Origin of the sequence: Streptomyces sp. NPDC005374 (genome assembly GCF_042872225.1) — a bacterium.
Lineage (GTDB): Bacteria > Actinomycetota > Actinomycetes > Streptomycetales > Streptomycetaceae > Streptomyces.
In genome coordinates this window covers 41317-65111 of the sequence record NZ_JBIAKA010000008.1, presented here as the reverse complement: position 1 = coordinate 65111, position 23795 = coordinate 41317, and the positions used below count along the sequence as shown (strand labels likewise).

The 23795-nt window shown below is 70.6% G+C and carries 23 protein-coding genes; 6 read left to right on the top strand and 17 right to left on the bottom strand.

Annotation, left to right across the window (positions count from 1 at the left end):
- Positions 1-92 precede the first annotated feature (92 nt).
- The 10 genes from ACFYRX_RS21205 to ACFYRX_RS21160 all read right to left on the bottom strand — a co-directional run bounded on the left by ACFYRX_RS21205 (position 93) and on the right by ACFYRX_RS21160 (position 10771).
- Positions 93-1058 carry a sugar phosphate isomerase/epimerase family protein gene (locus tag ACFYRX_RS21205; protein ID WP_389101783.1) on the bottom strand — a complete coding sequence of 322 codons (966 nt, stop codon included), beginning with the start codon at positions 1056-1058 and terminating at the stop codon, positions 93-95.
- Positions 1055-1666: a nucleoside deaminase gene (locus tag ACFYRX_RS21200; RefSeq protein ID WP_389101780.1), complete on the bottom strand. Its 612-nt coding sequence runs from the start codon at positions 1664-1666 to the stop codon at positions 1055-1057. The genes ACFYRX_RS21205 and ACFYRX_RS21200 overlap by 4 nt, the downstream gene beginning before the upstream one ends.
- Positions 1663-3201 carry a GMC oxidoreductase gene (locus ACFYRX_RS21195; RefSeq protein ID WP_389101777.1) on the bottom strand — a complete coding sequence of 513 codons (1539 nt, stop codon included), beginning with the start codon at positions 3199-3201 and terminating at the stop codon, positions 1663-1665. Before ACFYRX_RS21195 ends, ACFYRX_RS21200 begins: the two co-directional genes overlap by 4 nt.
- 31 nt (positions 3202-3232) lie before the next feature.
- Positions 3233-4378: an ROK family protein gene (locus tag ACFYRX_RS21190; protein ID WP_389101774.1), complete on the bottom strand. Its 1146-nt coding sequence runs from the start codon at positions 4376-4378 to the stop codon at positions 3233-3235.
- Positions 4372-5697 (bottom strand): carboxylesterase family protein, encoded by a 1326-nt coding sequence (locus tag ACFYRX_RS21185; RefSeq protein ID WP_389101772.1) that lies wholly within the window; start codon positions 5695-5697, stop codon positions 4372-4374. Before ACFYRX_RS21185 ends, ACFYRX_RS21190 begins: the two co-directional genes overlap by 7 nt.
- A complete protein-coding gene (locus ACFYRX_RS21180) occupies positions 5694-6521 on the bottom strand; it encodes a carbohydrate ABC transporter permease (protein ID WP_389101769.1) in 828 nt (275 codons plus the stop codon). Before ACFYRX_RS21180 ends, ACFYRX_RS21185 begins: the two co-directional genes overlap by 4 nt.
- Positions 6518-7456, bottom strand: a complete 939-nt coding sequence (locus ACFYRX_RS21175; RefSeq protein WP_389101766.1) for a carbohydrate ABC transporter permease — start codon at positions 7454-7456, stop codon at positions 6518-6520. The genes ACFYRX_RS21180 and ACFYRX_RS21175 overlap by 4 nt, the downstream gene beginning before the upstream one ends.
- Complete coding sequence (locus ACFYRX_RS21170; protein ID WP_389101763.1) at positions 7456-8760, bottom strand: extracellular solute-binding protein; 1305 nt, start codon at positions 8758-8760, stop codon at positions 7456-7458. Before ACFYRX_RS21170 ends, ACFYRX_RS21175 begins: the two co-directional genes overlap by 1 nt.
- Positions 8761-8966: 206 nt before the next feature.
- Positions 8967-9995 carry a chitinase gene (locus ACFYRX_RS21165; RefSeq protein WP_389101760.1) on the bottom strand — a complete coding sequence of 343 codons (1029 nt, stop codon included), beginning with the start codon at positions 9993-9995 and terminating at the stop codon, positions 8967-8969.
- Positions 9996-10282: 287 nt separating this feature from the next.
- The gene (locus ACFYRX_RS21160) at positions 10283-10771 is read right to left on the bottom strand and encodes a GNAT family N-acetyltransferase (RefSeq protein WP_389101758.1); all 489 of its coding nucleotides are present in this window, start codon (positions 10769-10771) and stop codon (positions 10283-10285) included.
- Positions 10772-11100: 329 nt separating this feature from the next.
- Here ACFYRX_RS21160 and ACFYRX_RS21155 point away from each other — a divergent pair, with 329 nt between their 5' ends.
- Together ACFYRX_RS21155 and ACFYRX_RS21150 are read left to right on the top strand one after the other, a co-directional pair.
- Positions 11101-11853, top strand: a complete 753-nt coding sequence (locus tag ACFYRX_RS21155) for an SDR family NAD(P)-dependent oxidoreductase (RefSeq protein ID WP_389101755.1) — start codon at positions 11101-11103, stop codon at positions 11851-11853.
- Between the two features lie 82 nt (positions 11854-11935).
- Positions 11936-12796: a LysR family transcriptional regulator gene (locus ACFYRX_RS21150; RefSeq protein ID WP_389101753.1), complete on the top strand. Its 861-nt coding sequence runs from the start codon at positions 11936-11938 to the stop codon at positions 12794-12796.
- Between the two features lie 491 nt (positions 12797-13287).
- Here ACFYRX_RS21150 and ACFYRX_RS21145 read toward each other — a convergent pair whose 3' ends face one another.
- The 4 genes from ACFYRX_RS21145 to ACFYRX_RS21130 all read right to left on the bottom strand — a co-directional run bounded on the left by ACFYRX_RS21145 (position 13288) and on the right by ACFYRX_RS21130 (position 17424).
- A complete protein-coding gene (locus ACFYRX_RS21145) occupies positions 13288-13968 on the bottom strand; it encodes a hypothetical protein (RefSeq protein ID WP_389101751.1) in 681 nt (226 codons plus the stop codon).
- Positions 13965-14489 (bottom strand): SigE family RNA polymerase sigma factor, encoded by a 525-nt coding sequence (locus tag ACFYRX_RS21140; RefSeq protein WP_328747096.1) that lies wholly within the window; start codon positions 14487-14489, stop codon positions 13965-13967. The genes ACFYRX_RS21145 and ACFYRX_RS21140 overlap by 4 nt, the downstream gene beginning before the upstream one ends.
- A gap of 101 nt (positions 14490-14590) precedes the next feature.
- Complete coding sequence (locus ACFYRX_RS21135; RefSeq protein ID WP_389101749.1) at positions 14591-16567, bottom strand: Xaa-Pro dipeptidyl-peptidase; 1977 nt, start codon at positions 16565-16567, stop codon at positions 14591-14593.
- Between the two features lie 464 nt (positions 16568-17031).
- Entirely contained in the window at positions 17032-17424 is a 393-nt protein-coding gene (locus ACFYRX_RS21130; RefSeq protein ID WP_306985059.1) for a nuclear transport factor 2 family protein, read from the bottom strand.
- A 125-nt stretch (positions 17425-17549) separates the two neighbouring features.
- Between ACFYRX_RS21130 and ACFYRX_RS21125 the strand changes: the two genes are divergently transcribed.
- Positions 17550-18125 carry a PadR family transcriptional regulator gene (locus ACFYRX_RS21125; protein WP_389101747.1) on the top strand — a complete coding sequence of 192 codons (576 nt, stop codon included), beginning with the start codon at positions 17550-17552 and terminating at the stop codon, positions 18123-18125.
- An 82-nt stretch (positions 18126-18207) separates the two neighbouring features.
- Here ACFYRX_RS21125 and ACFYRX_RS21120 read toward each other — a convergent pair whose 3' ends face one another.
- Both ACFYRX_RS21120 and ACFYRX_RS21115 read right to left on the bottom strand, forming a co-directional pair.
- Positions 18208-19506 (bottom strand): DUF3533 domain-containing protein, encoded by a 1299-nt coding sequence (locus ACFYRX_RS21120; protein WP_389101745.1) that lies wholly within the window; start codon positions 19504-19506, stop codon positions 18208-18210.
- 69 nt (positions 19507-19575) lie between these two features.
- Complete coding sequence (locus ACFYRX_RS21115) at positions 19576-20382, bottom strand: SGNH/GDSL hydrolase family protein (RefSeq protein WP_389101743.1); 807 nt, start codon at positions 20380-20382, stop codon at positions 19576-19578.
- A gap of 365 nt (positions 20383-20747) precedes the next feature.
- Here ACFYRX_RS21115 and ACFYRX_RS21110 point away from each other — a divergent pair, with 365 nt between their 5' ends.
- From ACFYRX_RS21110 to ACFYRX_RS21100, 3 genes are read left to right on the top strand one after another with little or no spacing between them, the layout of a single operon-like run.
- A complete protein-coding gene (locus tag ACFYRX_RS21110) occupies positions 20748-21821 on the top strand; it encodes a Rieske 2Fe-2S domain-containing protein (protein ID WP_389101742.1) in 1074 nt (357 codons plus the stop codon).
- Positions 21818-22015 (top strand): hypothetical protein, encoded by a 198-nt coding sequence (locus ACFYRX_RS21105; RefSeq protein ID WP_389101740.1) that lies wholly within the window; start codon positions 21818-21820, stop codon positions 22013-22015. The genes ACFYRX_RS21110 and ACFYRX_RS21105 overlap by 4 nt, the downstream gene beginning before the upstream one ends.
- Positions 22012-22950 (top strand): PDR/VanB family oxidoreductase, encoded by a 939-nt coding sequence (locus ACFYRX_RS21100; protein ID WP_389101738.1) that lies wholly within the window; start codon positions 22012-22014, stop codon positions 22948-22950. Before ACFYRX_RS21105 ends, ACFYRX_RS21100 begins: the two co-directional genes overlap by 4 nt.
- Here ACFYRX_RS21100 and ACFYRX_RS21095 read toward each other — a convergent pair.
- Complete coding sequence (locus ACFYRX_RS21095) at positions 22865-23719, bottom strand: IclR family transcriptional regulator C-terminal domain-containing protein (protein ID WP_389101736.1); 855 nt, start codon at positions 23717-23719, stop codon at positions 22865-22867. The genes ACFYRX_RS21100 and ACFYRX_RS21095 overlap by 86 nt on opposite strands.
- Positions 23720-23795: the final 76 nt, after the last annotated feature.

The window sequence follows — 23795 nt, the reverse complement described above, 5'->3', positions numbered from 1 at the left end:
GGCAACGAACCTCAGGGAAGGGTCCGGTGGCGCTGATGTGAAAGTCATGAGTACGGGAGATGTTCCGGCCCTGGGCCGGGAGGCGGTCGCGATCATGTGATGACGGGTACGGCGCCACGATGCCGGTCCGCGCCCCCGAGGGCCCGCTTCGCCACCGCCGTTCCCGACCGCAGGGCCGCGACCGGGTCCGCCGCCTCGTCCAGTTCGATGAGGACCGTGCGGGCGCCGGGGGTGCGGGACATCGCCTCGGCCCAGCCGTCCCAGTCGACGATGCCGGCGCCCAACTCCGCCATGTAGGGCTGCTGTCGGGCGTACACCGTGTCGTCGATGGTGAGGTGGGTGGCGATCGGCTCGACCGCGTCCTTCCAGTGGGCCAGGGCGATCCGCGGGGCGTGGCGGCCCGCCACCGCCACCGGGTCGCCGCCCCCGAGCGCGATGTGGCAGGAGTCGGGGCACAGCCAGACGTAGCGGGGGTCGGTGAGGGCCATGAACAGGTCGATGTCCCGCTCGTACCACAGGGTGCTGTTCGATTCGGTGTGGAAGACGAGCTTCACCCCGTGACGGGAGACCGCCTCACCGACCACGTGGGCGATGTCGGCCATGCGGGCCATGTAGGCGGCGTCGACGAAGAACGGCGGGCGGGTGCCGTACGTCGTGCGCATCGGCAGTCCCGCGACGAGGAGTTCCGCGCCCGCCTCGGAGAGGAAGGCGGCGCGGCGCTCGGCGTCGGCGACGATCGCGGGGAGGTTGTCGCCGTGGCGCCAGTCGGGGGCGTCGCTGTCGGCGACGAAGGCACTGACGACGGTGAGACCGCGGTCGGCCAGTTCGCGCCGGAAGGAGGCCGCGCTGCCGAAGCCCCGCACGGCCGAGTCGATGTCACCCGGCGCGAACGTCAGCTCGATACCGGTGACTTCGGTCTCGGCCAGGGTGTCCATCACCCGCTGCCAGAACCGGTCCGGGTGCGCCTTTGCCCACACCCGCACCGCGTCGGCGGACTCCAGGCCCCAGAACCCCGGGTGGAAGAACGTGATCACGTCCGTCGCGAAGCGGGGATTCACTCGGCTCCCCCGCGCGCGTTGTAGACGACGACCCCGTCCGACTCGTCGACTGCCTTGCGGTACCCGCGGAACACCGCGAGCGCCTCGTCCCGCAGGACGTCCCCTACGACCTCGATGCCGCGCGCCTCGAACTGCTCGGCCCAGTCGGCGCCGAGCGGGCCCTCGTCGAACGTGGTGATCTCCTCCAGTTCCGGGCCCTGGCCCGCAACCACCAGGGTGCGCACCCCGGACCACATCGTGGCGCCGTAACACTGCACGCAGGGACGCCAGTTGACGACCAGTTCATGGGACGGCAGGCCTTCGCCGCCGAGGTCCCAGCTGCCGGTCGCCGTCTGGGCGAGGCCGAGCGCGACGACCTCGGCGTGGGCGCTGGAGACGCCGGTGGACAGGACGACGTTGACGCCGACGGAGACGATCCGGCCGCTGTCGCGCTCGGCGACGAGCGCGGCGAACGGACCGCCGTTGCCCTCCCGCCAGTTGCGGTCGGCGAGGCGGTGCACAAGACGCATCCGGTCCTCGCGGGAGGGCACCACGGCGGGCGCGTCGGCGAGTTCGTCGTCGATCCACGCGGGCAGGGCCACGCGGTATTCCTTCGCGATGTCGATCACTGTTCTGTTCCTCTCGGGTGGTTCTGGTGACGCGCGGCGACGGCACGGGCAGCCCGTACCGCGGTGACCGCGCCGGTCAGGGTGACGTTGGCGGCCATCGCTGTGGGAACGACTCCGTTGCCCGCCAGATACAGGTTGTCGAAGCCCCACACCCTGCCGTCCGGGTCGCACACGCTGGTGCCGTCGTCGGTGACGCCTGCCCTGACGGTGCCGGTGAGATGCAGCGACGAGCCGGGCGGCAGCACCGCGGACTCGGTCGCCGGGTCGAAGGGGCCGAACTCCTCGGCGAGGGACCGGACTTCGTCCTGTGCCCGGCGGATCAGCGCGCGGTCGGCGTCGGAGTAGGCGAACTCGACCCGGATGCGGGGCATGTGGGCGAGGTCGGTCTCGTCCGTCGAGAACACGAGCCGGTTCTCCGCACGGGACTCCACGGGGACGTACAGCGACAGTCCCACGGAGTGCGCGAGCGGGCGGCCGCCCTCGTCGAGGTACGTACGGTTCATGATCTGACCGTGGAAGGGCTGCGCGGGGCCGTTCTGCGGCAGCCAGAGGGAGTCGGTGCTGAACTCGCCGGGGCGCGGCAGGGGCAGGTCGTCGAGGGCGAGGCCGAACCGGTCGAGGTCGAGGAGGGCCCGGGCGGTGACGAAGGCGTGCTCGTTGAGGTGGCGGCCGAGGGCGCCCGGCCGGATTCCGGAGGCGAACAGGAGTTGCGGGGTGCGCAGGGCGTCGGCGCACACCACCACGGCGTCGGCGCGGAGTTCGGACTCGGTGCCGTCCGGGACGCGGCGCAGCCGGGCGCCTGCGATGCGACCGTCACCGGCCCGGATCAGGGAGGTGGCGAGCGTGCCGGTCAGCAGGGTGAAGGCGGGGTCCCCACCGCCCGCGATCGCCGGGAAGATGGTCCCGGGTGCGGTGCGGGGCATGGGGCCCGACGGCGTGGGGGTGACCGCCATGGGCATGGGCTGCGGGGGCCGGCCGGGCGGTGCGCCGGCTCCGTAGCGTCGGCTCAGGGCATCGAGGACCAGTTCGCCGACCTTGGTCGGGCCGATCGCGGCGGGGGTGACGGCGAGCAGTTCGCGCGCGGTGTCGAGATCGGCGGTCCAGCGGTCCGGGTCACCGAAGTCGAACACCTCGTCGCCGGCCGGCCAGGGGGTCGCGGCCGTCCAGTGCACGCCCATGCCGCCCGCGTTCCAGGCGAGCGCGGCATGCGGCATCGCCTCCGCGTCCTGGCCGAAGGCGAGCGCGTGGAACATGCCGGGGGTGAGGTCGGTGAGGCGGTCGGCGACGTCGCGGACCACCTCGGCGCCGGTGTACATGCCCTGGATGCCGGTGGCGACCTTCTCGTTGTAACGGGACCACAGAGCGGGGTCGTCGAGGTCGTGCAGGTGCAGACCGGGCGCACTGCCGATCGCTGTGCCGCCGTCGACCATCGTGATGCGCAGGCCGGGGTCGCCGTCGCGCAGCAGCCGGGCCACGAGGGATCCCATGATGCCGCTGCCCACGACGAGGACGTCGGTGCGGAGGTCGTGCGTCAAGTGAGGCTCCATCAGGAGGGGTTGTGGGGGGTCACGTGCTCAGCACGAGCGGGCCGAACAGCTCGGTGTCCATGCGGTCCAGGGCCAGCTTCACCGCGCCGACGAGCGGGCCTTCGTGGCCGAGCGCGGTCGCGCGGAGTTCGACCGCCGGGGTGCGGGCGTGCCGCAGCGCGGCCCTGACCCGGGGCAGCAGGACGTCGGCGGCGTCCTCCAGTCCGCCGCCGAGGACGATGAGCGACGGGGCGACCGTCCAGGACAGGGTGGTGAGGATCGACGCGATGTGCTCCACGAACTCGTCGACCTCGGTGAGCGCGTCGGTGTCACCGGCTCTGGCCGCGTCGAACCGGGCTCGTGCGAGGGCGCGTCGGGCGGGCAGCGGTGAGGTGAGGGCGGCGACGGGCCGGTCGTCCAGCGAGCCGGCCAGCAGCGACGGTGCCTCGACGATCTCGCCCGCGGCACCGTCCAGACCGCGGTGCACGGCGCCCCGGATGAGGATGCCCAGGCCCGCCCGGTTGCCGAGCATGGCCCACACGACGTTGTCGTGGTCGCCCGCCACCCCCCGCCAACGCTCGGCCAGCGCACCGAGGTTGGTGTCGTTGTCGGCGAACCAGGGCACCGGCACGCGCCGCGCGAACTCCTCGGGCAGATGCACTCCTGCCCATCGTGTGGTGTACACCAGGCGCCGCACGACTCCCTCGTCGTCGATGGCACCGCCCGCCGCGATCGCCCCGGCGCGCAGTCGGTCCACCGAACCACCGGCGTCGTCGAGGGCCCGCAGGACGAGTTCGGCGGCGTCGTCGAGCGTGGTCCGCGGGTCCTGGTAGGCGCGCAGCGGCCGGTGCGCCCGGCCGAGTATGTGTCCGCGCACATCGGCAACGACCGCGCTGACGTCGACGGTGGTGATGCGTACGGCGGCCAACAGGGCGTGTTCGGAGCGCAGTTCGTAGCGCCGGGCCGGGCGTCCGGCCGAGCCGACGATCGGCACCCGGTCCAGTTCCGCGACCCAGCCGGCCTCGACCAGTGAGTCCAGGACGCTTTCGACGGTACGACGGGACAGGCCCGTCTGCGCGGCGAGCTCGGTCAGCTTCCTGGGACCGGCGGACACCGCCAACGCCCGCAGGACGACTGCGGTGTTGACCCGTCGTACGGCACTCTGGTTCATCCCCGACATCAGCATGGCGTCGGCTCCGTCCCGGTCACGGGGTCGTACCCGCCGCGGGTGTCGGCCGCGAGGGGCGCGCCGGGGCGGCCGTATTCGCGGGCCGGGTCGCCGAGCGCGCCGGTCGCCTTCTCCCAGGCCGGTGTTCCGCCGCGGACGAAGGCGACGAGATCGGCGTGCATCCGGTCGGCCAGCTCCGCGGGCGGGCGGGGTCCGAGTGCCTCGGTGACGCCGGGCGCGTCGAGCAGGTCGAAGAAGAACGGCAGGTCGACGCAGTGCACGGCACCGCCGAGGGTCGGCGAGGGCCATTCGAAGGAGTACAGCCAGGTGCCGGCCGGGGCCGTGCGCCGGGCGGCCGCGGCGCGGGGGCAGGCGGAACGGAACAGGGTGTCCGTGACCCGGATGCCTCGCGCGCGGTCCTCCGGCGGACCCGCCCCGTCGAACTCGTCGCCGGTGGCACCGAGAAGGAGCGGCACGTCGTGTCCGTGGGCGGTGAGCCCCTCCGCTACCGGTACCGGCAGGAGGCCGTCGCCGACGACCGGGCCGAGGACCGGGGTCTCGGTGCCCCGCAGGTCGAGGACGGCCCGCTGGAACTGTTCCGGTGTGCGGCGGGCGAACCCCGCGCGGGTCGCCGGCACCCCGAGAACGTGCCCGAGCCCGGCGAGGAACTCGGCCGACGGGTCCCTGTCGAAGAACCCACCGGACAGGCTCACCGCGCGGTGGAAGCGGCCCCGGGCGGCCGGTGACGAGAGCAGGGCGAGCACCGCCGCTCCCCCGGCCGACTGGCCGGCGACGGTGACCCGGTCCGGGTCGCCCCCGAAGGCGGCGATGTTCTCCTGGACCCAGTCGAGCGCGAGCAGCAGGTCGCGCAGCCCGAGGTTGGGCGGTACGCCGTCCAGTACGGCGAATCCGTCGACGCCCAGCCGGTAGCCGACGGTGACGGTGACGACGCCGTCGCGGGCGAAGGCCCTGCCGTCGTACCAGGGGCTCGCGGGGCTCCCGGCCAGGAACCCGCCGCCGTGGATCCACACCAGCACCGGACAGGGCCCCATCCGCGCCGCGGGTGCCGTGACGGACAGGTTCAGCACGTCGTCGCCCGGCACCGAGGGCTCGGGGATCGTGGTCACGGCGAACAGCGGCACACGCTGCGAGGTGGCGCCGTGCCGGGAGGCGTCGAAGGGCTCCGCGAAACGTCCGCGCGCGACCGGCGGGGCGAACCGCCGTTCGCCGATGGGTGCTTCGGCGTACGGGATGCCCAAGTACCGTCGTACGCCCGCTTCCTGTCGTCCCACGACGGTGCCCGCGGGGGCGTCCAGGATCGACTCGGCCGCGGTCACCGCATGCCCGTTCCCGCGATGCCCTGCACGAAGTACCGCTGCAGGAACAGGAAGAGGACCAGTACCGGCAGCATCACGACGACCGCTCCGGCGAGCAGCAGGCCGTAGTCGGTGACGTGCGCCGCCGCCTGGCTGGTGGCGGCGAGGCCCACCGGCAGGGTGTAGGTCGACATGCTCTGGGCGACGATCAGCGGCCAGATGAAGTTGTTCCACGAGGCGAGGAACGACATGATCGTGATGGTCGCGACGGCGGGTCCGGCCAGCGGCAGGAAGATCCGGAAGAAGATCCGGAACTCGCCCGCGCCGTCTATGCGGGCCGCCTCCAGGAGTTCGTCGGGGACCGACAGCGCGTACTGGCGCATGACGAAGACGGACATCGGCAGCGCCGCGCTGGGCAGGGCGATCCCGGTCAGGGTGTCCGCGAGACCCGCGTCGACGGTGATCACGAACTGCGGTACGAACACGGCGGTGAAGGGCACCATCAGCGCGGCCATGACCGCGCCGAACGCGAGCCTCTTGCCCCCGAAGTCGAGTTTGGCGAGCGCGTAGCCGGCGGCCGACGCCGCCACGATGTTGCCTGCCACCACGATCGACGCGACGACGATGCTGTTGCCCAGGAAGGTGCCGAAGCCCTGGGTCTCGAACAGCCTGGTGAAGTTGCCGAAGGTGAGGTGGTGCGGAAACAGGGCGCCGGGGTCGGAGCGGATGTCGTCCAGGCTGCGCAGGGAGCCGCTCACCCCCCAGGCGAAGGGCACGGTCGTGAGCAGCGCACAGACCACCAGGGCGGCGTACAGCAGGGGGCGGGCGATCCGGTTCGTGTTCATGTGCGGGACCTCAGCAGCCGGAACTGGACGGCGCTCACGACCGTCACCAGCACGAGCGTCACGAAGGACGCCGCCGAGGACATCCCGAACTCCCCCGCCCCGAACTGCCGGTAGGTGTAGAGCGCGACCGACTCGGTGGAGCCGAGCGGGCCGCCGCCGGTGAGCAGATAGGGCTCGTCGAAGACCTGGAGGTAGAAGACGGTCAGCAGGACGGAGACCATGAGCGTGGTCGGCAGCAGCAGCGGGAGGGTGATGTGCCGCAACTGCCGCAGCCGGCCCGCCCCGTCGAGGGCGGCGGCCTCGTACACGTCCTGGGGAATGGCCTGGAAACCGGCGAGGAACAGCACCATCGCCGTGCCGAAGTTGCGCCAGACGCCGAGCAGGACGACGACCGGCATGGCCAGGTTCGGGTCGTCCAGCCAGTTCGGTCCGGCGAGGCCGATCGCGCCGAGCACCTTGTTGACGGTGCCGTCGGTGTGGAAGGCGTACTGCCAGATCAGCGCGGCCGCCACGATGTTGGTGACGACGGGGGCGAAGAAGACGGTGCGGAACAGGCCGCGCAGCCGCCGGATGCCCGAGTTCAGCGCGAGGGCCAGCACGAACCCGGTGCCCATCGTCAGCGGTACGCCCACGGCCACGAAGAGGCCGGTGTTGACGAGGTCCCGCCGGAAGGTCGCGTCCTGGAACAGCCGTACGTAGTTCTCGAGACCGGTGAAGTCGACTGCGAACGGCGTGCGCAGGTCGGCGCCCCGGATGTCGGTGAGGCTGAGGCCGAGGGCGGCGACCGTGGGGACGGCCGTGTAGAGCAGGAAGACGACGGCGAAGGGCGCGAGGAACAGCCAGGCGACCGCGGTGCGCCGGGCGCGGGACGCCCTGCGCGCCGTCGCCGTCGGAACGGCCGTGGTTTTCGGGGCCGATACGAGCGTCGTGGTCATCACTTCGACCCGGTGCCGACGCTCTCGGCGTACGCCTGGATGTTCGCGGCCGCCTTCGCCGCACTCTCCTTGCCCTTGGCGACGGCCTCCATCTCCTTGCCCAGCCGGGTCGCGACCTGCTGCCACGTGCTCACCTGCGGGAACGCCCGGGTGTTCTTCAGCTGGGTGAAGAAGGCGTCCAGGAGCGGCCGGCTCTTGATCGCCGGGTCGTCCCAGGCGGAGATGACGGCCGGCAGTGAGCTGTACGCCTTGAACTGCGCGACCTGGGCACTCGGCTGGGCCAGATACCGCACGAGCTTCCAGGCGGCGTCCGCGTTGCCGCTGTCGGCGAGTACGCCCCAGGTGCCGCCCGCGGAGAAGGAGACGCTGCTCGACGCTCCGGCGGGCAGCGGCGCGGTGGCGACGTGGGAGGACGTCCAGCCGCTCTTCTTGGCGGCGGTGTCGAGCTGGCCGACGACCCACGGCCCGGTGATCATGCTCGCCGTCTTCCCGGAGACGAAGTACGGCTGTGCGTCGAGGAAGGTCGGGCCGCTGGTGTCGGCGGTGCCGGCGGTGAAGAAGGCCGCGTTGTACTTGAGGGCGTCGACCATCTGGGGTGTGTTCAGGTTCCACTTGCCGGCGGGGGTGACGAGGGAGCCGCCGGCCTGCCAGGCGTACATGGCGACGTCCTGGCCGTTGAAGATGTCCCACCCGATGTCGGCCCCGAGTGCGCGGGTCGCTCCGGCGCCCTGGAGGGCCTTGAGGAACGGCTCCATGCCGGCCCAGGTGGTCGGCGCCTCGACGCCCGCCTTCTTGGCCAGATCCGATCGGTAGACGAGCGCGTAGGTGTACGCGTACCAGGGCACCGTGTAGGCCACGTCGTCCACGACTCCGGCGTCCCAGAGGCTCTTGAAGAAGCTGCCCGGTTCGACCAGGCCGTCCGGCACCGGCAGCAGGGTCGAGGAGTCGAGGAACTGCGCCTGCGACTCGGGGAAGAACTGGGCGATGTCGGGTCCCTTGCCCGCCGCGATCGCCGCCTGGAGCTTGGTGTAGTACTCGGCGTTCGGTATCAGCGTGGTCTTCACGACGAGGTCCGGGTTGGCGGCCTTGAAGGGCTTGACGACGGTGCCGAGCACGTCGGCGTCACCCTGGGCGGCCCAGACGTTCACGGTGCCGGTGGCCGGGGACGCGTCGACCTTCTTGGCGCCGGCCGCGGGGACCGTGTCGGTGTCGCTGCGGCCGCAGCCGGCCAGCGGGAGGGCGGCGGCGCCGAGCGCCATACCGGCGGTCAGCCGCAGGGCGGTGCGGCGGGAGAGAGAGGACACGGGAGACTCCTGTCACACGGGGTGCCCCACGGGGCGGAGGTCAGTGACGTGATGTGCTCCGACGCTATGAACCGCGTGTTTCGGCCACGTGGCGGTCCCGGCCCTCGTTAATTTCGGAACTTGTAGCGAAATCGGTGTGACGACGGCCCGGTGCGCGTGATGCGCACCGGGCCGGTCGTCCTCAGGTGTGCCGCCTGTCCGAGCGGCTACCGGTGGCCGCCGCTCGTGAACGGCTCGAAGGCGTGGCTGAAGGCCCAGGTGTCCTGTGCGATGCCGGAACAGGAGTCGGAGCCGCCGGTGCCCGGGCAGCCGCCGTTGTCGCGCTGGAGTGCCCAGAACGAGAGCGTGTTGATCTTCCTGGCCTCGGCCCACCTCTCCACCGCGACCGCGTCCTCGGTGGTGAAGGTCTCCTCGGGCCCGTAGTCGTCGATGCCGGGCATCTCGATGACGCCGATCATGCTCCACAGCTTCGCGGGGCTCTTCTTCGGGAACAGTGCGGCCAGTTGGTCGTGCAGTCCCGTCGCGGCCGTCTTCGTGTCGGCCGCCATGTCGTGGGTGGCGCCGTCGTAGTAGTCGAACGTCATGAGGTTGACGACGTCCACGCGCGCGCCGTCGGCAACGGCGTTCTGCAGTACGGCGAGGCCGTTGGCCTCCAGACCGTGCGTGGAGGTCGGCAGGGTGTAGGAGAACTGCACGGTGCGACCGGTGCGTTCGGCCCAGCGCTGGACCTGGGCGATCGCCTTGTTGCGGCGGTCGATTCCGGCGGCGTTGTCGATCGAGTCGCCCTCGACGTCGAGGTCGATGCGGGTGATGCCGTACGTCGTGACGAGGCTCTTGTACACCTGGGCGATGGCGTCGACGCTGGTGCAGCTGTCCGCCAGTTCGGTGCCGGTGGTGTCCGCCGACCAGCCGCCGAAGGACGGGATGACGTTGCCGCCGCGGGCCTGGAGGGCGGCGATGTCGCGTCCGAAGGTCGCCTTCGAGACCGGCTGATCGGCCTGCCCGTTCCAGTAGGCGGTGCAGGAACCCGCCGCGGCCGTCTGGAGGAAGGCCAGGGTGAGGTACTTGTTGCCCGAGGCGGCGGCGAGGGCGGCCGGGCTGTCCCCGGTCCACGTCTCGAAGTAGGGCGCCGACACCTGGGCCGGCAGGGGCCTGCCGAAGGCCGAGGGCGAGTACGGCGCCGCGAGCGCGCCCCCTCCCCCGATTCCGACGAGTCCGGCGGACAGAGCGCTCACGCTCAGACAGGACAGCCACGCACGAAGGTGACCAGGTCGTCTCACTGACACTCCCATGGGAGAAGGGCATGCGGGGACAGCGGAAGGACGGAACCGCTGGGGACGAACGCTGACCATAATTGGACTAGACCATATAACTGTCAAGGTTCTTTACAATTAGGTTGCCCGCTGTATGTGTCCGCCGACGAAGTCGCCGCCGCGCTGCCCGGCCAGTGGCATGATCTTCATCCCGGGCCCGTCCTGGCCGAGCTGCCTGATCCACGACGGCAGCCAACCGGCTCACCGCGTCATTCGGACGGAATGCGAAACTCGAATTCGGGACGGTCCCACGGCACGGCGGGCGGGTTCGCGAACGCGGTCCCGGTCCGCACGGCACCGACGCGGTGGTAGAAGTCCTCGGCGGGAACGTGCGACACGACCCTGAGACGGTCGATCCCGGCGGCACGGGCCTCGGACTGCATGTGCGCGACGAGCAGCCGTCCGATACCCCGTCCTTGCACGTCGTCGGCGACGAACAGCAGGTCGAGCTCCGGCGGATCGAGGACGAGCGAGTAGAACCCGAGGATTCGGCCGCCGTGCTCGCCGACCCCGACGGCCACGAAGGCGCGGTGAGTCTCGATGTAATCGGGACCCACCCGGTAGTCCGCGACTGCGGCCGCGTACTTGCCCTCGTAGGCGCCTGAGCCGCGCACCAGCCGCGTGAGCCGTTTGGCATCCCGCGCGACGGCCCTCCGAATCGTGACCGGCTGACGCGTCGGGGATGTACGGGGACTCATCGGGAGAGTATTTCGCAGCGCGGAGTGACGTCGTGCGGCGGGTCGGCACCCCCCGAGGAAGGGCGAGGACGCCGGACCGGGCGGGGGCCGCGGCGTGTGCGACGGCGGAGGGCCGGACGTCGCCACCTGCCTCCTGCACAAGGCCCGGCTGAACGGCGCGGCCGTACTCGCCACCATGGCGGTTGCACTGTTCGCTCTACGCCTCGAAAGCAGGGTCTCGTCCGGCGGGTGCGCCCGGCACCACCACGCGTGACCGATACCCTCCGGGTACCGCTGCGATACCGAAAGCGTCATTGTTCTCCCAGGTCAGCAGTGTTGGACTCGGAGTCATGAACAGGTTCAGCAACAAGGTCGCGGTCATCACCGGCGGCAGTTCGGGTGTCGGACTCGCCACGGCGCAGCGGTTGGTCGAAGAGGGCGCGGTGGTCTACGTGACCGGCCGCAGACAGCAGGAGCTGGAAGCCGCCGCGGCGAAGGTGGGCGCGATCGCCGTCCAGGGCGATGTGTCGAATCCCGCGGACCTCGACCGGCTGTACGACACCGTGCGGGGCGACGGCCGCCGGATCGACGTGCTGGTCGCGAACGCCGGGACCTCCGTATTCGCCAAGCTCGAAGACGTCACCGACGACATGTTCGACACTGTCTTCAACACCAACGTCAAGAGCACGCTGAACACGGTCAAGAAGGCTCTGCCGCTGCTCACCGACGGTGCCTCGATCGTGCTGGTCGGTTCGGTGTCGGGGAGCACCGGGCCGGAGGGCTACAGCGTCTACAGCGCGTCCAAGGCCGCGGTCCGTTCGTTCGCCCGGGGCTGGGCGAACGAACTCAAGGGACGGAAGATCCGGGTCAACGTGGTGGCACCGGGCACCACGGACACTCCCGGGATCGGGAGCGGGGTCGAGGAGGCCACCAAGCGCGCGTTCATGGAGACCCTCTCGACGAAGGTCCCAGTGGGCCGATGGGGACGGCCGGAGGAACAGGCCGACGCGATCCTGTTCCTCGCATCGGAGCAGAGCAGCTACATCACGGGCTTCGAGCTGGTCGTCGACGGCGGCGCCACCCAACTGGGCCCCTTCGGCTGAGGGATCCACGTTCCGGCCGCCACGCTCTGGACCCAGCATGTGCCGAGTCTTTACCAGAGCACCTGATTGTTACCCTGCGGGTATGGACCGGGTGGAGACGCGTGAACTCGAGTACTTTGTCGCGGTCGCCGAGGAACTGCACTTCGGGCGGGCCGCGGAGCGGCTCGGGATCGCGCAGCCACCGCTGTCGAGGGCGATCGGCAGGCTGGAACGCCGCATGGGTGTTCAACTGTTCGAGCGCACCAGCCGTCGTGTCGGTCTCACGGCGGCCGGCGCGGTTTTCCTGGCCGGGAGCCGGAAGGCGCTGACCGCGCTGGACACGGCGGTGTCGCGCGCCCGACGCAGCGGTCACCCGCACCGACTGACGGTAGCCGCGCTGCAGGGTACGGGGTCCGGGCTGCTGGCACGTGTGCTGCGCTCCTACCGCCGCCGGCCCGGTGCTGCCGACGTCGAAGTCGTGTTCACCCGGGACCAGGTCGACTTCGTGCGCAACGGTTCGGCGGACATCGCGCTGACATGCGGTCACGAGGGCCTTGAGGGACTGGAATTCACCGAGCTCGCCCAGGAGCGGACCGTCGCGCTGCTGCCGCTGGATCATTTCCTCGCAGCGAAATCGGCTATTTCGTCTGCCGATCTCGCGTCGGAGGGGCTGTTCCGGCCGGAGTGGCCGGAGGTCACGCTCGACGAGATCATCGACCAGGTCGCGATGGGCGAATTGATCGTGCTGGTGGGGGCGAGCGCGACCGACCGGATCGGACCCGCCGTCGTGGCGGTTCCGGTGACGGATGTGCCGTCGACGCAGCTGGTGCTGACCTGGGGGCCGGACATCCCGGCTGCGACACGAGATGCGTTCGTCCGTACGGCCAAGAGCGTGACGGCCAAGCACGTGAGCGCGTCGGAGATCCCCGACTCCATGCGGTCCGGAGCACTTCCGGCGGATTAGTGCGTTGCCCACCGTGCGCCCGCCCGAGCAGTCGGATCACTCCGCGATACCGAAACCGTCATTGTTGCGCCGGGCCACGGGTGTTGGACTCGTGGCCATTGGGGTCCACATGACCGGCCGCAGGACCGGGGGCGTCCACGAACTGTTCTTCGACCCGACCATCGACGATCTCGCCGAGATCGAACGGCTGGCCGAAGCCGTGCGGTAGCGGCACCTTGCCAAGCCGCAGCAACTCTCACGACCCTGCTCGTGGCGAGAGGACGCGGCCGTGAGGGGCCCAGACCTGCACGTCGCTCGTCGTGTCGGGCATGCCGGTCAGCTACCGGCGCAATCACAGCGCCATTCCCGGCACAGCCGCGCAGCACGCGCCCCACCACCAGTCCGCCGCCCACGTGCGCCCCCCACCCACCGCACCAACCAACATCCGTCTTTCAACTGGAGATTGCACACACGTGAGCCGTTGTCTGCACTGCCACCGCTGCCGGCCGCACTCAGTTCCTGCTCGCGCCCACCGCGGTGGCGGACGTCCGGGTGAGCATCTCGCTCGCCTGGTCGATCACTGCCCGCGAGGCGTCGTTGAGGCAGGCGTAGCCGCCCCGTGTCTCTCCCCCGTCGTCGGCCCGCGGCCGGACGGCGACCAGTTGCCGGTTCCCTCCCGCCCGATCGCACCAGTCGTCGACCGGGTTCACCTGACGCACCGTCATGCGCGCGTCGGTGGCATCGCTGCGGACGTAGAACACCAGCACCGCGCCCGCGCTGAGAGGGGTCAACGGGGACCGGGAAACCGGACTGAACGAAACGATGGCCCGGGCCCCTGAACGGGCGCCCGCCGGCAGGACGACCTGCCACCCCCGACTCGGCTCCCGGGAGAGACCGGCCCGCGGGATGTCGGTGAACCCGGGCGGCGCCCAGGATGCCGGCGGTGCTGCCGCAGTTCGCTCCGGAGGCGGGGAGGAGGGCCAGGTCTGCACCACCACGCCGACCGCCGCGACGACGACTGCGGTGGTGGCGCCCGCCAGCCAGATACGACGGCGGCGCCGGTACGCCGTCACCCGCTGCCGGATCTCCTGGACCCGCCGGGGATTCGAGCCCGCCGGAGTGGCCTCGGCCAGCATCAGACGCAGCAGTTCCTCTTCCGGCCCCTGTGCCGTCTCTTCTTCCGGACGCGTCACGGCTGTTCACCGACTTCCAGGAGATGTGACGGCGTGAGCTGGTGGCGCAGGAGCCGAAGTGCCTTGGCGGCCTGGCTCTTGACCGTGCCGGGACGGCAGCCCAGCACCTGGGCGGTCTCCTCCACACTCAGGTCCTCGAAGTAGCGCAGTACCACCACCGCCCGCTGCCGTGGCGGCAGTTGACGGATCACGGAGGCCAGCGACTGCTCCAGATCGATGTCGGCGAAGACGTCCCGGGCCGGGGAGACCTCCGGGAGGTCCCGCGTGGGTGTCTCGCCCCGCCAGCGCCGTCGCCACCAGGTCGCGTAGGTGTTGACCAGCGCCCGGCGCGTGTACGCCTCCGGGTTGTCCCCCGCAATGCGCGACCACTTGGGCCACACCCGGGCCAGAACCGTCTGCAAAAGATCCTCCGCCGCGTGCGCGTCGCCCGTCAGGAGCCATGCGGCCCGGTACAGGCGGTCCCCGCGGGTGGCGACGAAGTCCTCGAATCCCGGCTCGCCGTCCGCCGCCGATTGGTTCACTCCGTCGCGCCCCTGCCCTCGTCGTCCCTCCCGCACCCCGTCAACCACACGGCGGGGCCGAACGGTTGCCTGCTCGGGCGCAGTGAACTGTCCGGTCGCCATCAACCTAGCGCCGCCGTGAGGGCCTTGGAGCCGCCGACAGCCGCTGCCCGCAGGGAGGTGCGGGCCAGGTCGAGGGTGATCGTCGGCCGGTCGGCGGCCCGCTGGGCGAAGCCGCGGTCGGTCCCCGCGATGATCAGGGCGAGTCGGTGTCCTGCCGGGACGACGTGGTCGGTGGCCGCGAGGTCGAGAGTCAGAGTGCAGGGCTTGCCGGGCGTCAGCGCCGCGACCTTGTGGGCGTCGGCACAGGTTCCCAGGGCGGCCCAGCCCCGGCTGAAGACGGTGGAGGTGACGTGCGTGGTGTCGGCCTCCGTCTTCTTGTAGCAGGCGCTGTCCGCGGTGGTGCTCGCGCCCCAGCAGGTCCGGCCGGCGAGCGTGGTGATGCCCAGGCCACCGGAGCCGTACTGCCGGATGGTCGCCGGTCCGATGTCGACGAGGACGGCCGACAGGCTGGCCGTGGGCGTCGTCGGGGTCGCGGTGACGGTCAGCTCGGGTGAACCCGTCAGGTGCAGGGCCTTGTCGAGCGGCTGGGTGAGGAAGCCGGCCTTGTCCGGGGTCGAGGTGGCGGCCTGCTCGGCCCAGTCGAGTTCGCTGTGGCCCTGGTCGTCGGTGAAGGTCGCGGTCCCCGTGCCGGGTGACGTGCCGAGGGTGCCCACGCCTTCTTTCGCGCCCCTGCCGGGGCTCAGCGTCACGGACGCGGCTGCCTTGGGTGGCCAGACGGTGTCCGTGGTCCAGTGGTCGGGGGTGCGCTCCACGTCAGCCATCGGCGCGCGGTCGATTCCGTTGTCGTAGCCGAGGAGTTCGTGGTCGAACCAGCGGTGCAGCGTGTCCACCCACTGCGCGCGACGGTAGTCGAAGGGGTCGACGTGCCCGGTCTGGCTGAGCCAGATCTTCCGGTGCACCCCGGCTTTGGCGAGGGCGTCCCACCACTGGCCGAACTCCTTGGGACGAACGGCGAGGTCCTGCAGACCGTGCACGACGAAGACACTCGCCCTGACCTTGTCCGCGGCGGCCACGTAGTCCCGTTCGCTCCAGATCGGCGACCAGTCGCCGGACCGGGCCGCCTGGTCGCCCAGCGGCTTGTTCACGGCGGCGCAGCGGGCGCCGGTGCCGTCGGTCTCGACCGTGCGGATCAGCGTGCCGGGGGTCGGGGCGCTGCCGACCAGTTGGACCCCCTGGGAGAAGTAGGCGTCGTACCAGGAGGAGATGGAGCTGATCGGGACGATCGTCTTCAGCCCGCGTACACCGGTGGCGGCGACGCCGTTGGCGACGGAGCCGTCCCAGCTCTTTCCGATCATGCCGGTGGCCCCATTGGTCCAGGACGCGGCGGCACGCTGGGATCCGGTACGGGTGGTGTAGGCGTGGGCACGTCCGTTCAGCCAGTCGATGACGGCCTTGGCGGACTGCACGTCGATACGTCCACCAGCGTCGGTACAGCCGTCGGAGCGGCCGGTGCCGGGGAGGTCGACGGCGACGAAGGCATAGCCGCGGGGCACGAAGTAGTTGTCGTAGAACAGCGGCATCCGGATCAAACGGCCCTTGGCGTCGTACGTCTTCTTCTGGCTCTCGTTTCCGCGGCCGCAGCACGAGTAGTAGGGGCTGGCCTCCATGATGACCGGGATCTTGCGGCCCTTCGCCGCGGGTTCGCCCGGACGCACGATGTCGACGGCGACCCGGTCCTCCTTCCCGTCGCCGTCCGAGTCGAGTCCGGTGCCGACCCAGACGCTCTCCCGCACGGCCTTCTGGTACGAGTACACCGCTTTGCTCTCCCCGGACAGGCCCGGCTCGCTCGTCCCGGACCCGGCCGGCCCGCTCACCGCCGGAGAGGCCGACCCGCCTGTCTCCGCCGTCGACGGACCTCCCAGGAAATGGACGACGGCCAGCAGCAGGGCGGCCACCGTGGCTGCGATCACCGCCACGGTCAGCGGCGCGCGCGGCCCGCGTCGGCGAGGTGACGCATCAGATCGGTGGGAGGGCATGGACGCAGCCTTCGGTCGCTCGGCATTCGGACACAGGGCAGACGACCCCGCACGATCGCGGTGCCATCGCCTCCATGCCGTCAACAACCTGGGTACCGTTGGAGGTTGCCCTGTTCCGGAAACGTCTGCCGACCACCCCCGCTCCAGCCGCGTGCGGTACGGCCGGACTCGGCCCCGTCTCCCGCACCCGCCGCTGTCAGGCCCGCGAGGCCGAACGCCGGGCAGGCGGCGAGCCACGCGGGATTGGCCTGGGAATGACCGGACTGCGCGTGGGCAGAGCCGCTGTTCTTGACATCGGCGATCACCTGCCCGACGACAGCGTGCCGACGGTGATCACGCTCGGCATCCCTCAAGGCGAGCGGGGAGTCGGTGAACGCGGCGTGGTAGCACCAGGTGTCGAAGAGCCTGCCCTTCGGCCAGCCGCGCCACCGGTTCCAGCCCGCCGTAGGCGACCGTCGTCGTGGTTACTGTTCGGCGGCCTCTCGGGCGATCTGCTCGAACTGGGCGCCCATGGCCTCGCCGAGCGCCTGGGCGGCGGAGAGCGGGCGCACCATCACCGTGAACTCGTCGATCTTCCCGTCATCGTCGAAGTGCAGGAAGTCGCATCCCTGGAGTTGCTTGCCGGCGACGGTGGCGGTGAAGACGAAGGCGTGATCGCGGCCGTCGGGGTTGGCGATCTCACGGATGTAGGTGAAGTCCTCGAAGACCCGGAGCACGCCGCGCAGGATCGCGGCGGTGATCGCCTTGCCCGGGTACGGCTTGAAGGTGACGGGGCTGGTGAAGACGACGTCGTCGGCCAGCAGGGCGGCCACGGCGTCCAGGTCGCGGCTCTCGACGGCCTTGCGGAAGGGATGCATGAGCCCACCTCTGATACTCAACAATGTTAATAGGTGCGGTAGAGAATAGAGAATCTGTTATGGCTTGCCTACAGGGGATCGATGACTATTAGTCACGTTGTTGATTAATCTGTTAGCGTGGATCCATGGCTTTGCGGAACGCGGTGATGGCCGCGCTGTTGAAGGGCGAGGCGTCCGGGTACGACCTCGCGAAGGCGTTCGATGCGACGGTCGCCAACTTCTGGATGTCGACGCCCCAGCAGCTCTACCGGGAGCTGGAGCGCATGGAGGCCGAAGGACTCGTCACGGCCCGCGTCGTCGAGCAGAAACGCCGCCCCAACAAGCGGCTGTTCTCCTTGACGGAGGCCGGGCAAAAGGCCGTCCACGCCTACACCGCCGAGCCCTTGGGCAAACCGGCGGTGGTCCGGGACGAGCTGCTTGTCAAGGTGCAGTGCGTGGACGTGGGCGACATGGAAGCGGTCCGGACTGCCATCGCGGAGCGCATGGAGTGGGCCACCGCCAAGCTGGCCGGCTACGAGCGGCTCCGGCAGCGCCTGCTCGACGGGCGCTCTGAAGAGGCGTACTTCGCCGAGGCCGAGCGCATCGGCCCGTATCTCACCCTGCTGCGCGGCATGTCGTTCGAGCGGGAGAACCTCCAGTGGGGGGACATGGCGCTGCGCAGGCTCGAACAGCGCACAGCGGCACTGCGGGCCGACGGCTGACCGCGACGATCCCATCTGCACGAGCGGTCCAGAAGAGGGGTGGGGTGGTCGTGCCCGACTCCACCCCTCACCGGTAGTCGGACTATGCCCGGGCGAGAAGCGGCTGCGGTTCCTCGTCGGCGGGAATGCGATGGAGTCCCTTGCGGTCGTAGAAGCGGGTCATGCCGAAGCCGAAGAGGCCGGCGACCGCGAGTCCCACGCCCAGCATCACCCAGCCCCGGGTCAGACCCGCGTCGCCCTGGGCGTCGTAGTAGAGGATGGAGCGGACGGCGCCCGTGATCTGGCGCAGGGGCTCGAACTCGCCGAGGGCGCGGTAGAAACCGGGGAGGGCTTGGAGGGGGACCGTGGCGCCGGACGTCGGTACCGCCATGGCGATGTAGAAGATCGTGATGAACAGCATCCCCGGTGTGCCCAACACGGCGAGCAGTCCGAGCCCGCCGATGCCGACGACCGCGATCGTGCACACGGAAAAGAGCCACAGCAGGGGCAGGTGAGAGGCGTCCATGCCCATGATGCCCACCGCTCCGGCCAGGGCCAGACTGCCCATGAGCAGGGACAGACCGATCATGAGCGTGCTGCTGATGGCCAGGGCCTGGACGCGAGTCGCGCGCAGCAGCGGGTTGTGGACCCGCAGCGGGCCCATGTCGCTGTGGGTGTAGCCGAGGGCGTGGTCCACCTGGCCGCTGATGACGTTGGCGGCGAGCATGCCGCAGACGACGAGGACGAGGGAGTAGTAGAAGGCACTCAGACCGAGGCCGCTGTGCGAGTCGAGCGGATGTCCGTCCTCGATCTGCACCACGGCCGGGTCGGCCAGCAGCAGGCGCGCCGCAGCGGGCAGTTGGGCCTGCGCGGCCTCGGCCTGAGCGGTCAGCTGTTCACCCACCTGCGCGGAGGCCGACTGCGCGGCCGTCGTCGTGGCCTGCCGCGCCATGCCCGACCCCACGCTGCCGGCGGACTGGTTGGTCAGCACGGTGAGTGTCGGGCGGACGGGCTTGCCGGCCACCCCGGGGCTCGTGAGGGCGGCGACGGTGGAGGTGAAGTCGCGGGGCACGACGAGCGCGCCGAACAGCTTGCCCTTGCCCAGTTCCTCCCTCATCTCCTCCTCGTCCATCACCTTCCAGTCGATCTTGTCTCCGCCCTGGGACGACTTCTTGATCGACTGGGTGATCTGTGCACCGAGGTCGGTCTGCTTGCCACCGACCTTCGCCCCCTCATCGGCGCTGACCAGGCCGACGGGCAGCTTGTGCAGGTGACCGGCAGGGTCGATGTTGGCGCCGACGTAGAACACCGTGAACAGCAGTGCCACGAAGCCCACGATGACGCCGTTGACGGTCCACAGACGCTTCGCGCGCAGGACGCGGAAGGGGTGGGCGTTACTCATTTCCAGCTCCGGTACGAGGAAGAGAGAAGTGCAGCAGCGGGAGCCGCCGGCGTCGTCGCGGGCGGAGCCTCATACGGCTGAGGAGGTGTCCCCGGTGGACGCGGCCACCGGAAGCAGGGCCGGCCGCTTGGCCTGACGGCCGTCGCCGGAGGAGCGGCCACGCAGGCGGCGGCCGAGCCAGGGGCCGAGGAAGGTGCCGGCCCAGCGCACTTCGGCGCCCACGGTCCTCCAGACAGAGATGTCCGTCCCCTCGGCCGGAAGGGGAAGAGCCCACTTGCCGTCGCTGCCCGGCAGACCGAGCGCCTGGGCCACGGCAGCCGCGATGCGCGCGTGCCCCAGCGGGCCGGCGTGCAGCCGGTCAGCACTCCACAACCGCGGATCGGTCGCCGCCGCGTGCGCGGCCGTCTCCGCCACCACCACGCCGTGGCGGTCGGCGGCCTCCCGGATGCGCGCGTTGAGTGCGAGAACACGGTGACCGATCGGGCGGGCCAACGGCGTGATACGCCCGACATCGGGAAACATGAGGGTCGCGACGGTGGCGCCCTGCGCCGTGAGGGCGGCGAACATCGCCTCGACATGGCCGGCCACCTCGTCGAGGTCGCACCCCGGGCGCAGCACGTCGTTGACCCCGGCCACCACGGTGGCGAGGTCGGGCCGCATCGCGAGAGCCGGAGCCAGCTGCTCGGCGCGCACCTGACCGGCCTTACGGCCGCGCACCGCGAGGTTGGCGTAGAGCAGGCCGGGGCTGTGGCGGGCGACCTGCTCGGCGAGCCGGTCCGCCCAGCCCCGAAGACCACGGACGTCGTCGCCGTCCCCGAGCCCCTCGGTATGACTGTCACCCAGGGCGACATAGCGCAGATACCCACTGCTCGACACGGGGCCGACCGCCTCTCCTCAACGCTGCTGATGGAAGTGGCACCGCCACCGCTAAACAACTAGGCACCTAGTCGCATTGTTGAGTATGACGATAGCTGCAGGCTCACCTTCCTGCAAAGTGACGCCGCTCGGACAGGAGGTGAGGCCGTCGAGGGCGGTCCACCGCCACAGTCCGCACACGGCGCGATCGACGCCATTGACCGGGGCTGGTGCCTTCACCGTGCCCGCAACCTGCTCCTGCGCGCCAACAGCCCCTATGAGCAGGCGATTTCGAAGTCCGCTTCCGCGAGGCGGAAGCAGTGTTGCGGCCTCGCGAAGCCTCTGCGGACGATGTCACCACGCCACAGAGACGGGAACCCGCCACCATGCCGCACACCACCGCATTCGCCAGGAACCAGTGGTACGTCGCCGCCTACAGCCACGAGGTCGGGCGCGAGGAGTTGCTCGGCCGGACGATCCTCGGTGAGCCCCTCGTCTTCTATCGCAGCGAGGAGGACGGGACGCCCGTCGCGCTCGCCGACCGCTGTGTGCACCGCAGGTTCCCGCTGCACGAGAAGCCCAGCCGGCTCGACGGCGACCGGCTCGTGTGCGGGTACCACGGGTTCACCTACGACAAGTCCGGCACCTGTGTGTACGTCCCCGGCCAGAAGCGCGTACCGCGCACCGCGCGCGTCGCCTCCTACCCCGTCGCCGAACTGGACTCCCTGGTCTGGGTGTGGATCGGCGACCCGGCGCTCGCCGACGCCGACACCATCCCGCGGGCCCGGCACCTCGACTCCCCCGGCTGGGTCACCGTCCGCGGCATGGAGCCGATCGACGCCGACTACGGGCTGCTGGTCGACAACCTCCTCGACCTGTCCCACGAGACCTATCTGCACGGCGGTTACATCGGCACCCCCGAGGTCGCCGAGACGCCGATCACCACCGAGGTCGACGAGGGCGCCGGGATCGTCCGGGTGAGCCGGCACATGGACGACGCCGAGTGCCCGCCGTTCTACGCCCGGTCCACCGGCATCGAGGGCCGGATCACACGCTGGCAGGACATCGAGTACCACGCCCCCTGCCTGTATCTGCTGCACAGCCGGATAGCCCCGGTCGGCGTGCTCCCCGAGGCCGACGGCAGCGACCCGAACGGCTTCCACACCGAGATCACGTACGCCATCACGCCGTCCGCCGACGGCAAGGTGTACGACTTCTGGATGGTCTCGCGCGACTGGGCGACCGAGGACGCCGAGGTCACCGAGTTCCTGCGGGGCAACAACCACACCGTCGTCATGCAGGACGTCGACGCGCTCAACCTGCTGCAGCGGACGCTGGGTTCCGAGCGCACCGGCTACCAGGAACTGAGCATCAACATCGACACCGGTGGCCTCGCCGCCCGCCGGATCCTCGCCCGGCTCGTCGAGGAGGGCGACAAGCCCGTGGAGAAGGTCCTGTGACTGCCGGAGCCACCGGGGAGATCTACCGCATCGACTGGCTGCCCGGCACCGACACCCTGCACGGCACCTGTCACTGCGGACGCGAACACACCTCGCAGGACCCGATCGAGATGTGGGAGTGGATGCTCGCGCACCCGAACGGGCACTCCCCGCAAGAGCCCCCGGAACACCAGTCGCGAGGAAACAGCTCATGAGTGACGCGTACGAAGCCGAACTCGTCGTCGACCGCCGGGACTCGGCTGCCGACGGCGTGCTCGCCCTCACCCTGCGCCACCCGCTGGGCGAACAGCTCCCGGCCTGGGAGCCCGGCGCCCACATCGACGTGCTGCTCGGGCCCGGTCTGGAGCGGCAGTACTCGCTGTGCGGCGACCCCGCCGACCGTTCGGGATGGCGGATCGCCGTACTTCGTGAGCCGGCCGGGCGCGGTGGATCCGCCCATGTGCACGAGCAGTTGGAGCAGGGCGACAAGGTCCGGGTGCGCGGTCCGCGCAACCACTTCGCCCTGCGGCCCGCGCCGCGCTACCGGTTCATCGCGGGCGGCATCGGCATCACACCGATCCTGCCGATGCTCGCGGCGGCGGAGGCCGAGGGCGCGCAGTGGACGCTGCTGTACGGCGGCCGGTCACGCGACTCCATGGCCTTCACCGAGGAGTTGAGCCGTTACGGCGATCGCGTCACCGTCGCCCCGCAGGACGAGACGGGTCTGCTGGACCTCGCGTCCGTGCTGGACGGCGTTCCCGAGGGCACGCTCGTCTACTGCTGCGGGCCCGGTGCGCTTCTTGACGCGGTGGAGGCGCGCTGCCCGGCCGGGCTGCTGCACGTGGAGCGGTTCGCGCCGAAGGAGCAACCGGTGGGCGCCAACACGGAGTTCGAGGTCGAGCTGGCGCAGAGCGGGAAGAGCCTGACCGTCCCCGCGGACGTGTCCGTGCTCGACGCCGTGCGCGCCTCGGGCGTGGAGGTGCTGTTCTCCTGCACCGAGGGCACCTGCGGCACCTGTGAGACCGACGTCCTCGAAGGCACCCCGGACCACCGGGACTCGGTGCTCACCGACGAGGAGCGGGAGGCCGGGGAGACGATGATGATCTGTGTGTCCCGGTGCCGCGGGAGGAAGCTCGTGCTGGACCTGTAGCAACCCGGAGATCGGCCTCGATGCCGGCCACGGTCTCCAGCAATGCCGGCAGCAGGTCCCGCCGCACCGCCGCGAGGGTCGTACGGCCCGCCTGGACGGGGATGTTGACCGCCGCCACCACCTCGCCGTCCCGGCCCCGCACCGGGGCGGCGATCGAGCGCAGCCCCTCTTCCAACTCCTGGTCGACGAGGGCGTATCCCTGTCTGCGCACCCGTTCCAGTTCGGCGCGCAGGAGGTCGGCGGTGACGATCGTGCGGGCGGTGAGCGGGACCAACTGCGCGCTCTCCAGCCGTACTTCCATCTCGTCGCCCGGCAGGCCCGCGAGCATGACCCGGCCCACCGAGGTGACGTACGCCGGGAAGCGGGTGCCCACGGTGATCGCCGCGGTCATGATGCGGCGCGCGGGCACCCTCGCGACGTACACGATGTCGTCGCCGTCGAGCACGCACAGGGACGACGACTCCCTTGTCCTGTCGACGAGTTGCTCCAGATGCGGTTCCGCCAGCTGGGCCAGGGAGAAGCTCGACAGATAGGAGTAGCCGAGCTCCAGGACGCGCGGGGTGAGCCGGTAGGTGCGGCCGTCGGCGCGGACGTATCCGAGGTCGGCCAGGGTCAGCAGGAAGCGGCGGGCCGCCGCGCGGGTCAGTCCGCAGGTCCGGGCCACCTCGCTCAGGCTCAGCTCCGGGTGGTCGGCGTCGAAGGCCCGGATCACGGCGAGGCCGCGCTCCAGGGAACGGACGAAGTGAGGGGCGCGCTCTGCTTCGGACATCGTCGCCTCCGTCGAGCGAGTGTCAACAATATTGTCAGCCAAAGGAGTTGACCCCGACTCGCGAGACCAATACCTT